Source organism: Stenotrophomonas sp. Pemsol, assembly GCF_003586545.1.
In the GTDB taxonomy this organism is placed as follows: Bacteria; Pseudomonadota; Gammaproteobacteria; order Xanthomonadales; family Xanthomonadaceae; genus Stenotrophomonas; species Stenotrophomonas sepilia.
In genome coordinates this window covers 1,050,060-1,063,378 of record NZ_CP025780.1, presented here as the reverse complement: position 1 = coordinate 1,063,378, position 13,319 = coordinate 1,050,060, and the positions used below count along the sequence as shown (strand labels likewise).

At 66.9% G+C, this 13,319-nt stretch carries 12 protein-coding genes; all 12 read left to right on the top strand.

From position 1 onward, the window contains the following. The first annotated feature begins 57 nt into the window (after positions 1–57). The 12 genes from PEM_RS04850 to bamA all read left to right on the top strand — a co-directional run bounded on the left by PEM_RS04850 (position 58) and on the right by bamA (position 12,942). A complete protein-coding gene (locus tag PEM_RS04850) occupies positions 58–276 on the top strand; it encodes a hypothetical protein (RefSeq protein ID WP_095378337.1) in 219 nt (72 codons plus the stop codon). Next, positions 276–968, top strand: a complete 693-nt coding sequence (locus PEM_RS04845) for a molecular chaperone (protein ID WP_111129609.1) — start codon at positions 276–278, stop codon at positions 966–968. Before PEM_RS04850 ends, PEM_RS04845 begins: the two co-directional genes overlap by 1 nt. Positions 969–1,187: 219 nt before the next feature. After that, positions 1,188–1,994: a 30S ribosomal protein S2 gene (rpsB, locus tag PEM_RS04840; protein WP_005408748.1), complete on the top strand. Its 807-nt coding sequence runs from the start codon at positions 1,188–1,190 to the stop codon at positions 1,992–1,994. Between the two features lie 125 nt (positions 1,995–2,119). After that, positions 2,120–2,995 (top strand): translation elongation factor Ts, encoded by an 876-nt coding sequence (tsf, locus tag PEM_RS04835; RefSeq protein WP_005415856.1) that lies wholly within the window; start codon positions 2,120–2,122, stop codon positions 2,993–2,995. 259 nt (positions 2,996–3,254) lie between these two features. Next, a complete protein-coding gene (locus tag PEM_RS04830; RefSeq protein WP_111129608.1) occupies positions 3,255–4,790 on the top strand; it encodes a GGDEF domain-containing protein in 1,536 nt (511 codons plus the stop codon). Positions 4,791–4,911: 121 nt separating this feature from the next. Next, complete coding sequence (gene pyrH, locus PEM_RS04825) at positions 4,912–5,640, top strand: UMP kinase (protein WP_005415854.1); 729 nt, start codon at positions 4,912–4,914, stop codon at positions 5,638–5,640. Positions 5,641–5,736: 96 nt separating this feature from the next. Continuing rightward, complete coding sequence (gene frr, locus PEM_RS04820; protein ID WP_005415853.1) at positions 5,737–6,291, top strand: ribosome recycling factor; 555 nt, start codon at positions 5,737–5,739, stop codon at positions 6,289–6,291. A 5-nt stretch (positions 6,292–6,296) separates the two neighbouring features. Next, positions 6,297–7,064, top strand: coding sequence for a polyprenyl diphosphate synthase (uppS, locus tag PEM_RS04815; RefSeq protein WP_032954050.1), 768 nt, complete (start codon positions 6,297–6,299; stop codon positions 7,062–7,064). Further along, entirely contained in the window at positions 7,061–7,897 is an 837-nt protein-coding gene (locus tag PEM_RS04810) for a phosphatidate cytidylyltransferase (protein WP_005415851.1), read from the top strand. Before uppS ends, PEM_RS04810 begins: the two co-directional genes overlap by 4 nt. Before the next feature lie 2 nt (positions 7,898–7,899). Next, positions 7,900–9,090 (top strand): 1-deoxy-D-xylulose-5-phosphate reductoisomerase, encoded by a 1,191-nt coding sequence (locus PEM_RS04805; protein ID WP_111129607.1) that lies wholly within the window; start codon positions 7,900–7,902, stop codon positions 9,088–9,090. Between the two features lie 55 nt (positions 9,091–9,145). Next, positions 9,146–10,504 carry an RIP metalloprotease RseP gene (gene rseP, locus PEM_RS04800; protein ID WP_111129606.1) on the top strand — a complete coding sequence of 453 codons (1,359 nt, stop codon included), beginning with the start codon at positions 9,146–9,148 and terminating at the stop codon, positions 10,502–10,504. A 74-nt stretch (positions 10,505–10,578) separates the two neighbouring features. Next, positions 10,579–12,942 carry an outer membrane protein assembly factor BamA gene (gene bamA, locus PEM_RS04795; RefSeq protein WP_053497093.1) on the top strand — a complete coding sequence of 788 codons (2,364 nt, stop codon included), beginning with the start codon at positions 10,579–10,581 and terminating at the stop codon, positions 12,940–12,942. The last annotated feature ends 377 nt before the right edge of the window (positions 12,943–13,319 follow it).

Here is a 13,319-nt window from a genome sequence, read left to right as displayed (position 1 = left end):
CAGCGAGTCTTTCAGCACGGTGGGTGGCAGGTGGTTCGCGCATTTCTGATCGGGGCGATGCTGGTCGCCAGCACGCCGGCCCGCGCCGAACCGCGCAGCAGCACGCTGCAGATCCGGCTGACCGTGGTCGAATCCTGCAGCGACGATGCCGGCGCTCCCCGTTGCGCGGCGCCACACCAGCGCAGTGACGCCCCCAAGGTGCCGCCCCAGGTCCACGACCTCGCACCACCGGCGACAGACGACAGCGCAATGCCTTCCGTGACCCTCATCTACTGATGCGCGCGCTGCTGATCCTGCTTGGACTGCTGCTGGCGCAGCCCTCGGCGGCGCTGGAGCTGTTGCCGACCACCCTGCAGCTACCCGCCGAAGGCGGCCGCGCGGAACTGTGGCTGCGCAATCCGGGGCCCGGCCGCTGGCAGGGGCAGGTGCTGGCCTGGGAGCAGCAACTGGACGCCGAACGACTGCAGCCCAGCGACCGGATCCGGGTCAGCCCTGCGCGGCTGGACCTGGCCCCTGGCAGCACCCAGCGCGTCTGGCTGCTGCCAGCCGGTCCGCCAGCATCGGTGGGTGAACAGGCCTATCGGATCGTACTGGCGCCGGCCTTGCCGGGATTGCCCCGCTACTCGCTGCCGTTGTTCCGCAGCCCAGCGGCGCCAGCGCTGCATGCCCGGCTGCAGGCCCGCGTCGAGGCACTTGGGCCTCAGGCCGTGCTGCGACTCAGCAATTCCAGTACGCTGCATGGCCGCCTGCACGATCTGCGATTCATAGCGGCCGACGGCCAATCGTCGCTGCTGGTGGCCGGGCTGGCCGGCTATATCCTCGCAGGCCATGAACGCCGCTGGCCCCTGCCTGCCCGCCCCGATGGCTATGTGGGCGGCCACTTCCGGGCCCGTCTGCAGGACGGCCGCGAGGTCGATCTGGCCGCATCTGACCCTGCAATTGCAGCGGACGCCCCCAGCGGGCTATAATCGACCGGATTCCTGCCGCCTGCGTGCGCGGGAGCCCGTCCACACCGGACGTCACCGGTGAATCCACACCTGCTGCCCCCATCCGTGCCGGGGTGCTCCGCGAGGAGTTCGGCCACGGAGGCAACAGGGAAGCCCAACCCCGGAACCGATCGCGCTTCCACGCGTCCCGCATACCTATCCCGCGGGCGGAATCGCTGGTTCCATATCAGGAGTATTGCAATGCCCCAGGTCACCATGCGTCAGATGCTGGAAGCCGGCGTCCACTTCGGCCACCAGACCCGCTACTGGAACCCGAAGATGGCTCCGTACATCTTCGGCGCCCGCGGCAAGATCCACATCATCAACCTGGAAAAGACCGTCCCGCTGTTCAACGATGCGATGAACTTCATCTCGTCGGTTGCCCAGAAGCGCGGCACCGTCCTGTTCCTGGGCACCAAGCGCAGCGCCCGCGAAACCATCAAGGAAGAAGCCGAGCGTTGCGGCATGCCGTTCATGAACCAGCGTTGGCTGGGCGGCACCCTGACCAACTTCCGTACCGTCAAGCAGTCGGTTGCCCGCCTGAAGGAACTGGAAGCCGGTGAAACCGACGGCACCTTCGAGAAGCTGGTCAAGCACGAAGTGCTGGGCCTGCGTCGCGAGCGCGACAAGCTGGAAGCCTCGCTGGGCGGCATCAAGGACATGAACCGTCTGCCGGACGCCATCTTCGTGATCGACATCGGCCACGAAGACATCGCGATCAAGGAAGCCAAGAAGCTGGGCATTCCGGTCATCGCCGTGGTCGACACCAACTACAACCCGGAACTGGTGGACTACGCCATCCCGGGCAACGACGACGCCATCCGCGCTGTGCAGCTGTACGCCCGCGCCGCTGCCGACGCCGTGCTGGAAGGCAAGGCCGCTGCCCCGCACGCCGCTTCGGTGCGCGAGGAAGAGTTCGCTGAAGCCGCTGCTGAAGGCGAAGAGAAGCCGGCCCGCCGCGCTCCGGCCAAGAAGGCTGCCAAGAAGGGCGACGACGCCCAGGCCTGATCCAGGCCCCGGGTGGACGCCCGGCGTCCACCCTCCCTGCACGCAGCCCCCGGCGCGTGACAGGACCGTGTCACACGGGCCGGCCACCATGCCGGCCCAACCCCTTTCTTTCGTGAGGTAATCCCGTGGAAATCACTGCTTCCCTGGTCAAGGAACTGCGCGAGCGCACCGGCGCCGGCATGATGGAATGCAAGAAGGCGCTTACCGAAGCCAACGGCGACATCAACGCCGCTGCTGAAGCCATGCGCAAGTCCGGCGCTGCCAAGGCCGACAAGAAGGCTGACCGCGTGGCCGCCGAAGGCCGTCTGGGCCTGGCCCAGGACGGCGGCAAGGCCGTGCTGGTCGAAGTCAACTCGGAAACCGACTTCGTCGCCAACGATGACAACTTCAAGTCCTTCGTCAACGCCGTCGCTGCCGCTGCCCTGGCATCGGGCGCCACCGACGTCGAAGCCGTGAAGGCCGCCACGCTGGCCGACGGCCGCACCGTTGAAGAAGCCCGCGCCACCGCCGTGCAGACCCTGGGTGAGAACATCCAGATCCGCCGCATGGTCAAGGTCGACACCACCGGCAACATCGGTGCCTACGTCCACACCAACGGCAAGGTTGGCGTGCTGGTCGACCTGATCGGCGGCGACGTCGAGCTGGCCCGTGGCCTGGCGATGCACGTGGCCGCGCTGAAGCCGCCGCACAACAAGGCTGCGGACGTTCCGGCCGAGTTCGTCGAAAAGGAAAAGGAAATCGAGCTGGCCAAGATGACCGAGAAGGACAAGGCCAAGCCGGCCGACATCCTGGAAAAGATCATCAGCGGCAAGATCAACAAGATCGTCAGCGACGTGACCCTGTACGGCCAGACCTACGTGCTGGGCGACACCACCGTCGAGCAGGTGGTCAAGGCCGCTGGCGCGGACGTGGCAGGCTTCAAGCTGCTGATCGTCGGCGAAGGCATCGAAAAGGTGGTGGAAGACTACGCCGCCGAAGTTGCCAAGGCGATGCAGGTCTGATTCCAGCCCTTCGGCTGTGAAACGACCAGAAGGAGCCGCGGGAAACCGCGGCTCTTTTTTTATGCATGGGCCCAGGGATTAACCCATGGCCCATCGGTGGGTGCGCACCGTTGGTGCGCACAACCGGCACCTTTGCGTTGCGCTCGAATCAAGCCGATACTCAGCCGCAGGGAATCCTCAGTCACTTAGCAGGAACGAAAATCGCGGACTGTGATGCATTCCTAGGTATTCTTGCCCCAATGGAATTGAACGACCCGACATGCCTCCCGAGCTGACAGCTGCCCTGGCGCTCTGCCGCAACCTGCCTTCGCCACCCGGTATTGCCCTGCGCATCATCGAACTGGCTCAGGACCCGGAAGCGGACATCGCCACCGCCGCCGACATCATCGCCATCGACATGGCGCTGAGCGCTCGCATGCTGCGCATCGCCAATTCGCCGCTGTATGCCAGCCGCCGCCGCATCGAGAACCTCGGCCAGGCGCTGACCATGCTGGGCCTGAACGCCACGATCAGCCTCGCCCTCGGCTTCACCGTCACCCAGGGCCTGACCGGCGGTGGCGCCGATCATGACCTGCGCCAGTACGCGTGGAAGCGCAGCATCCTCAGTGCCCTGGCCGCCAGCCAGCTGGGCCAGGCGCGCGGCCTGCGCCGGCTGGAGGAGCTGATGCTGGCCGGACTGCTGCAGGACCTGGGCGTGCTGTGCCTGGCCCAGGCCGAGTCGGAGCGCTACCTGCCACTGCTGCGCGAGGCACGCGACAACATCGACCTGGTTTCCCGCGAGCGCGAGGCGCTGGGCTGCAGCCACGCCGACGTCGGCGCCTGGGTGGCCGAGCAATGGGGCCTGCCACGTTACCTGGTGGAGAGCATCAGCCACAGCGAGGACGAGGACGCCGCCGAGTCGCCGTTCCAGGCCTGCGTGCAACTGTCCGGCGCAGTGGCCGACATCTGGCTGGATAACGACGCCGATGCCGCGCGCGAGCGCGCCCTGCAGCAGGTGCACGACCGCCTGGAGCTGGACAGCGCGCGCTTCGACCAGGTGCTGGCCCGCATCAGCGAGGCCCTGCCCGACATCGCCAGCCTGTTCGATGCCGGCCTCAATTCGCCGGCGCGGGTGCGCGAGCTGATCGATCACGCGCAGGAACTGGCCACGCTGCGCAACCTGCGCGAACTGCAGGATGCCGACCAGGCACGCCGCCGTGCCGACGAATTCGAGGCGCGCGCCAAGCGCCTGGCCGACCAGGCCCATCGTGATGCGTTGACCGGCGTGCTCAACCGCCGCCAGCTGGAAGCGGTGCTGGAGCAGGAATTCCTGCGTGCCGGCCGCCAGGGCTGGCCACTGTCGGTGGCCTTCATCGACCTGGACGACTTCAAGAAGATCAACGACGCCCACGGCCACCTGACCGGTGACGAGGTGCTGCGCGCGTTCGCCGGCAAGCTGCAGGGCCAGCTGCGCAACAGCGACACCGTGGCCCGCTTCGGCGGCGAGGAGTTCGTCGCGCTGCTGCCCAACACCAGCGAAAGCGTGGCCCTGGACGTGATCCGCCGGGTGCTGGCCAACATCGTCGCCACGCCGATGGCCGAGCTGGAGGGCGGGCCGCTGTTCGTCACCTTCTCCGCCGGCGTGGCCACCCAGGGCGGCTACGAGCGCTTCGCCGACGTCCAGGACCTGCTGCGCGCGGCCGACGACGTGCTGTACCGCTCCAAGAACCTGGGCCGCAACCGGGTGATCGCCCGCTCGCCGGGGGCGCTGGGCCATGACGAGCTGTCAGCCACGGCCAGCGCCGAACTGGGCTGAACGGGACGCCCCGGCCGACCGGGGCGAACCATCGGATTCTGCGCCGCAGTGCACAAAACACTTTGGCACAACGCCGCATGCGCGTAGAATCGCCCGCGATTTCCACGCACCCGAGGTCCACATGTCCAAGCTCGCCTATCGCCGCATCCTTCTGAAACTGTCCGGGGAGGCGCTGATGGGAGACGAGGACTACGGCATCGACCCCAAGATCATCAATCGCCTCGCCCGTGAGGTCATCGAAGCCCAGCAGGCCGGTGCCGAAGTGGCGCTGGTGATCGGAGGTGGCAACATCTTCCGCGGCGCCGGCCTGGCCGCCGGCGGCATGGACCGCGTAACCGGCGACCAGATGGGCATGCTGGCCACCGTCATCAACGCCCTGGCCATGCAGGACGCCCTCGAGAAGCTGGGTGCCAAGGCCCGGGTGATGAGCGCGATCAAGATCAACGACGTGTGCGAGGACTACATCCGCCGCCGCGCCATCCGCCACCTGGAAAAGGGCCGCCTGGTGATCTTCGCTGCCGGCGTCGGCAGCCCGTTCTTCACCACCGACTCCGGCGCCGCACTGCGCGCGATCGAGATCGGCGCCGACCTGCTGCTGAAGGCCACCAAGGTCGATGGCGTGTACGACAAGGACCCGAACAAGCACAGCGATGCGGTCCGCTTCGACAGCCTGAGCTACGACGAAGTGATCCGCCGCGGCCTGGAAGTGATGGACACAGCGGCCTTCGCTCTGGCCCGCGACAGCGACCTGCCGATGCGCGTGTTCGACATGGGCCAGCCGGGCGAACTGCTGAAGATCCTCAACGGCGCGAACATCGGCACCCTGGTCCAGGGCCGCGACCCGGCCTGAGCCTGAGCGCAAAGCGACGACCGGGCCGATTCAGGCCCGGCAGCGTCCCGTATTCGCCTATAATCGCCCGATTCCAGATACATCCAGGACCGGGCGATGCTCAACGACATCAAGAACAACGCGCAGACGCGCATGGCCAAGAGCATTGACGCTCTGAAGCACACCCTCACCTCCATCCGGACCGGCCGTGCCACCCCGGCCCTGCTGGACCGCGTGACGGTCAGCGCCTATGGCAACGCCAGCACCCCGCTGAACCAGGTCGCGTCGATCTCCAACGCCGACGCCCACTCGCTGCTGGTCACCCCGTTCGACAAAGGCATGATCAAGGAGATCGAAAAGGGTCTCTACAACGCCGAGTTCACTCCGAACACGCTGGGCACCGCGATCCGCATCAACATGCCGCCGCCGACCGAAGAGCGCCGCAAGGAGCTGGTCAAGCAGGTGCAGAAGGAAGGGGAAGGCGCCAAGATCGCGATCCGCAACATCCGTCAGGACGCGAACAAGGAAATCGCCAAGCTGGTCAAGGACAAAGCGATCAGCGAAGACGAGAAGAAGCGCGGCGAAGACGACATCCAGAAGCTGACCGACGCCAACATCAAGGACGTCGACAAGGTCGTTGCCGACAAGGAAAAAGAACTGCTGTCGGTCTGAAGTCGATGCCTTCAGTCCCGCCTCCGTTGCCTGCCTCCCTGCCCCGCCACATTGCCATCATCATGGATGGCAACGGGCGTTGGGCACAGCAGCGCCGTCGCCCCCGCGTGATCGGCCACCGTGCCGGCGCGCGCGCGGTCAACCGCACCATCGAGCGCTGCCTTGAACTGGGCATTCCGGCGCTGACCCTGTTCGCCTTCTCCAGCGAGAACTGGGGCCGGCCGCAGGAGGAAGTGGACGCGCTGATGAAGCTGTTCCTCGGTGCACTCGACCGCGAAGTGGACGAGCTGCACCGGCGTGGCGTGCGCGTGCGCTTCATCGGCGAACGCGAGCGCTTCGGCGCCGGGCTGGTCAGCCGCATGCAGCTGGCCGAGCAGCGCACCGCCGACAACACCACCCTGACCCTGTCGATCGCTGCCAGCTACGGTGGCCGCCAGGACATCGCCCGCGCCGCGCGCGCCCTGGCCGTCGAAGTGGCGGCCGGTCGCCTGCTGCCCGAGCAGATCGACGAAGCGCTGCTGGGCAGCCAGGTGGCCCTGGCCGACCTGCCGCCGCCGGACCTGTTCATCCGCACCGGCGGCGACACCCGCATCAGCAACTTCCTGCTGTGGCAACTCGCCTATACCGAACTGTGGTTCACCGAGGCCCTGTGGCCGGACTTCGACGCCGGGCAGCTGCAGCAGGCGCTCGACGCCTATGCCGGTCGCGAGCGTCGTTTCGGCCTGACCAGCGCCCAGATTGCCGCACTGGCCACCGAGACTTCCAGCCCATGACCAAGACCCGAGTCCTTGCCGCGCTGATCATGGCGCCGCTAGCCATTGCGGCGATCCTGCTGCTGCCCACGCAATGGCTGGCCGCCGCCGCCGCCGCCGTGCTGCTGATCGGCCTGTGGGAATGGCTGAAGCTGGCCGGTATCGAAGACACCCTGGCGCGCACCGTGCTGCTGGTGCTGAACCTGCTGCTGATGGTGCTGCTGGTCTGGGCCGATGGCAGCACCCTGGTCCTGTTCCAGATAACCACGCTGGCCGGCGTTGCCTGGTGGCTGGCCGCGCTGCTCTGGTTGCGCTTCTTCAACTTCGGTGCACAGCCGTCGGCACCCTCGCGGATCCTGAAGATGCTGGCCGGTACCCTGGCCATCGTCCCGGCCTGGGCCGCGCTGGTGCTGATCCATGCCGGCGGCGATCCGCCGGGCCAGCAGGGCCACCTGTGGCTGCTGGCTGCGCTGGCGCTGGTGTGGGCGGCCGACTCGGGCGCCTATTTCGCTGGCCGCCATTTCGGCAAGCACAAGCTGGCGCCGCGGATCAGCCCCAACAAGACCTGGGAAGGCCTGTTCGGCGGCCTGCTGGCCGGTGTCGCCGTGGCCCTCGGCCTGGGCTGGCTGGCTGGCATCGATGCCGCACACCTGCCCGGCCTGTTGATCACCGCGGTGGTGGCGGTGTTCGCCTCGGTCCTGGGCGACCTGTTCGAGAGCCTGATCAAGCGCCATGCCGGCGCCAAGGACTCAGGCCACCTGATCCCGGGCCACGGTGGCGTGCTCGACCGGGTCGACGGCGTCCTCGCCGCCGTGCCGGTGTTCGCGCTGGGCAAGGAAATCTTCGGGTTCTGACCATGAATGCTGCTGCAGACCTGCGCCGGGTCGCCGTGTTCGGCGCTACCGGCTCGATCGGCGCCTCCACGCTGGACGTGATCGCCCGCCACCCGCACCGCTACCAGGCCACGGTGCTCGCTGCCGGCCGCCAGGTGCAGGCGCTGCTGGCGCTGTGCCGCCAGCACAGACCCGCGCACGCGGTGATCGCCGACGCATCGCTGTTCGCCGAGCTGCGTGACGGTCTGCGCGAGGCCGGCCTTGCCACCGAGGCCCATGCCGGCCAGGCCGCGCTGGACCAGCTGGCCGCCAGCGATGCCTGCGATACCGTGGTCGCGGCCATCGTCGGCGCGGCCGGCCTGTCCTCGACCCTGGCTGCCGCGGCCGCCGGCAAGCGCATCCTGCTGGCCAACAAGGAATCGCTGGTGCTGGCCGGCGAACTGCTGACCCGGACGGCCGAACGTGCCGGTGCCGAAATCATCCCGATCGACAGCGAGCACAGCGCGATCTTCCAGTGCCTGCGCTCGCGCGATGCCAGTGTCGACGGCGCCGGCGTGCGCCGGATCCTGCTGACCGCCTCCGGCGGCCCGTTCCGTGGCCGCAGCCGCGCCGAACTGGCCCAGGTCACCCCGGCCCAGGCCGTTGCCCACCCCAAGTGGTCGATGGGGCCAAAGATCTCGGTCGATTCGGCGACATTGATGAACAAGGGCCTGGAAGTCATCGAGGCCCACCACCTGTTCGGCGTGCCCGGCGAGCGCATCGAGGTGCTGGTGCACCCGCAGAGCCTGGTCCATTCGCTGGTCGAGTTCGTCGATGGCTCGACCCTGGCCCAGATGGGCCTGCCGGACATGCGCACCACTCTCGCCGTCGGCCTGGGCTGGCCGCAGCGCATCGAATCGGGCGTGGCCGGGCTGGACCTGCTGGCCCAGGGCCGCCTGGATTTCGAGGCCCCGGATACTGACGCCTTCCCCTGCCTGGCGCTGGCCTGGCAGGCGATGCAGGCCGGCGGCACCGCACCGGCGGTGCTGAACGCCGCCAATGAAGAGGCGGTTTCAGCGTTTCTTCAGGGCCGGATCGGTTTCCTGACGATCCCGGCGCTGGTTGCTAACGCTCTTTCAACACTGCCGACCCAGCCAGCCGATACACTGGAGATCCTGTTGTCCGCCGACCACCGGGCACGCCAGCTCACCCTGAACGCCATCGACGCCGCCTGAACGACCGCCTCGCCCAGCATGACGCCGCCGCCCTTGCCCACCACTGTGAGCCTGCATGACTGACTTCATCGGATCGGTCTGGTGGATGATCGTCAGCCTCGGGCTGCTGGTCACCTTCCACGAGTTCGGGCATTACTGGGTCGGGCGCCTGTGCGGGGTCAAGATCCTGCGTTTCTCGGTCGGCTTCGGCCGGCCGCTGTGGTCGCGCCGCGACAGGCACGGCACCGAGTTCGCCATCGCCGCCATCCCGCTGGGCGGTTACGTGAAGTTCCTCGACGAACGCGAGGTCGAAGTCCACCCGCACGAGCGCGGCCAGGCCTTCAACCACAAGACCGTCTGGCAGCGCATCGCGATCGTTGCCGCCGGCCCGATCGCCAATCTGCTGCTGTGCATCCTGCTGCTGTGGGCGATGTTCGTGATTGGCAAGCAGGATTACTCGCCCACCATCGGCCGTGTCAGCGGCATCGCCGCCAGTGCCGGCCTGGCCAGCGGCGACCGCGTGCTGCGCGTGGACGACCGCCAGGTGGTCACCCTCGGCGAGGCCAGCATGGCGCTGACCGCAGCCGCGATGGACCGCCGCGACGTGAAGCTGGAAGTGCTGGATACGGCCGACCAGGTACGCACGCGCACCCTGCCGCTGTCGCAGCTGCCGGCGGGTTTCGATGAGCGGCGGGTGCCGATCCTGGCTGGCCTGCACTGGCAGTCGTGGCTGCAGCCGGCGCAAGTGGAATCGCTGAGTGCGGACTCCGTGGTGGCAGGGCAGCTGCAGCCAGGCGACCTGATCGTGGCCATCGATGGCCAGCGCATCGACAGCGTCGACCAGGTGATCGGCGAGATCCAGGCCCTGGGCCGTGCCGGCGGGCCCGGAATGATCGAGGTCCTGCGTGGCGGCGAGCGCCTGGCGCTGGAAGTCACCCCGCGCCAGGGCAAGGACGGCAAGGGCAATCCGGTCTGGCAGATCGGCGTCGGCTTCCCCACCAGCTACAGCCCCGCCTATGACACCCTGCTGCGCTATGGCCCGCTGGATGCGGTGACCGTGGCGGTGCGCGAGACCGGCCGCCTGGCCGCCGACTCGCTGGGCATGATGGGTCGCATCGTGACCGGCAAGGCCTCGCTGCAGAACGTTTCCGGGCCGGTCACCATCGCCCGCGTGGCCAATGTCTCGGCCAAGCGCGGCCTCGACTGGTTCCTGCAGTTCCTTGCCCTGCTGTCGCTCAGCCTGTGCATCATCAACCTGCTGCCGATCCCGATCTTGGACGGCGGCCACCTGCTGTATTACCTTATCGAGTTGGTCAAGGGCAGCCCGCTGAGCGAGCGTGCCATCGCCGCCGGCCAATACATCGGCCTGGCGTTGCTGGCCGGGCTGATGGGGTTGGCGTTCTACAACGACATCCTCGGCTTGGTCCCGCGATGAACTTTTCCACGTTGTTGCCGTCTACAGCGTCGGCATCCCGCACCAATGAAATCGACCTTCCTACCGGACGTGACATGACGCGACTCCCCAATCGCCGCCTGCTGGCCCTCGCCCTCGCCGCCGTCACCGGCGCTCCCGCCCTGGCCCAGGCAGCCGAGCCCTTCACTGTCAGCGACATCCGCGTCGATGGCCTGCAGCGCATCAGCTCGGGCACGGTGTTCACCTACCTGCCGGTGGAACGCGGCGAGACGATCACCGACAACAAGGTCGGCGAGACGATCCGCGCCCTGTACAAGACCGGCTTCTTCGAAGACGTGCAGCTGGACCGCCAGGGCACGATCCTGGTGGTGACCGTCAAGGAACGCCCGGCGATCAACAAGCTGACCGTGACCGGCAACAAGGACATCAAGTCCGACCAGCTGCTCAAGGGCCTGTCCGACATCGGCCTGACCGAGGGCGGCACCTTCGATCGCCTGAGCCTGGACCGCGTGACCCAGGAACTGCGCCGCCAGTACAACGACCGTGGCAAGTACAACGTCGACATCACCCCGACGGTGAGCCCGCTGGACCGCAACCGCGTGGACATCGCCATCGCCATCAAGGAAGGCAAGGCCGCCAAGATCCGCCACGTCAACCTGGTGGGCACCGAAAAGTTCGAGAGCAAGGACATCCTGGAGACCTGGGAGTCCAAGGAGCACAACTGGGCGTCGTGGTACCGCCGTGACGACCAGTACTCCAAGGAAAAGCTGTCCGGCGACCTGGAAAAGCTCAACTCCTGGTACCTGGATCGCGGCTACGTCGATTTCAGCATCGATTCCACCCAGGTCTCGATCAGCCCCGACAAGCGCGACATGTTCCTGACCGCGGGCGTGACCGAGGGCGCGCAGTACAAGATCTCCGAGATCAAGGTCAGCGGCGACACCATCCTCCCGCAGGAGGACGTCGAGCGCATGGTGATCCAGAAGTCCGGCGACACGTTCTCGCGTGCCCTGCTGGAATTCAGCTCGGACACCATCACCAATTCGCTGTCCAACATCGGCTACGCGTTCGCCAAGGTGAACCCGATCCCGACCACCAACCGCGCCGAGCAGACCGTGGCCATCAACATGCAGGTCGTGCCCGGCCCGCGCGTGTCGGTGCGCCGCATCCTGTTCCGCGGCAACACCCGCACGTCCGATGAAGTGATGCGTCGCGAAATGCGCCAGTTCGAGAACAGCTGGTACTCGCAGGCCGCGATCGACCGCTCCAAGATCCGCCTGCAGCGCCTGGGCTACTTCGAATCGGTGGAAGTGGAGACCCCGGCCGTCAGCGGCAGCAACGACCAGGTCGACGTCGTCTACAACGTCAAGGAAACCACCTCGGGCAGCTTCGTGTTCGGCCTGGGTTACTCGCAGTCCTACGGCATGACCACCTCGGTGCAGCTGTCGCAGAACAACTTCCTCGGTGGCGGCAACCGCGTGTCGGTCGAAGCCTCGCGCAGCAGCTACCTGCAGCGCTACGGTTTCAGCTACACCAACCCGTACTTCACCGATGACGGCGTGTCGCTGGGCTACAACCTGTCCTGGCGCGAACTGGATTACTCGGACTTCAACACCGCGCAGTACAACAGCACCAACGGTGCCGCGCAGGTGGTGTTCGGCGTGCCGCTGACCGAGACCGACACCGTCTCGCTGATGTTCGGCATCGACAGCAACCAGATCACCACCTACCAGGGCTCCACCCCGCAGTCGATCATCGACTACATCAACGCCGTCGGTAAGCGCACCTTCCATGCCTGGCGCACCGAGCTGGGCTGGGCGCGCGACTCGCGCAACGACTACTTCATGCCGACCCGCGGCACCTACCAGCGCGTGGGCCTGGAAACCACGCTGCCGGGTTCGACCATCGAGTACTACAAGCTGAACTACCAGATCAGCAAGTACTGGCCGATCATGCCGTCGCTGGTGATCAACACCCGCGCCGAAATCGGCTACGGCGATGCCTACGGCAAGGACTACACCCGTACGCTGACCAATCCGGATGGCACCACCCGCACCGTCACCGCAAGCGGCCTGCCGTTCTTCGAGAACTTCTACGCCGGTGGTACCAACTCGGTACGCGGCTTCGAGGACAACACCCTCGGCCCGCGCGAAGTCACTACTGGTTATCCGGAAGGCCAGCCGCTGGGTGGCTCGCTGAAGACCGTCGGTTCGGTGGAAGCCTACTTCCCGCGCCTGTTCGACAGCCCGTCGGCGCGCGTGTCGGCCTTCGTCGACTTCGGCAACGTGTATACCGGCGTGGACAACTTCAAGGCCAACGAGCTGCGCGTATCCACCGGTGTGGCCCTGCTGTGGCGCGCCCCGGTCGGCCCGATCTCGATCAGCTACGCCTTCCCGCTGAAGAAGGAAGACGATGACAAGATCGAACGCCTGCAATTCACGTTCGGTGGGCAGTTCTGACGAACCGCGAGGCGGTTCGCCAGAACTGCCCCCGCATTCCACCTATCCCCCGCGCCGCTACGCATGCCATCCATGGCATGCGCCCTTCGGGCCGTTGCATAGCAACGTTGGGAATCGCTCCTGCGATTCCCAGGGGCGCGCCCCCCTTAACAAAGGGGGGCTCTCCACCAGACGGGGTGCGAAGCGCCGGGCTCTGCCCGGCGTTTTCGTTTGGCCTGGATGCCGGAAGCGCCCGCTCTGCTTTTGATCTTTTCTGTTTTTCCGTGGCTGGCACTCGCGCCAGGCCGTCGGAGGTCGGACGGGGTGGGGCTGCGGGGGTGTGTGATCTGGCCCCCTGAAAACGGACGCCATGAAGCCGTTTCAGGCGGCAGCCCGGA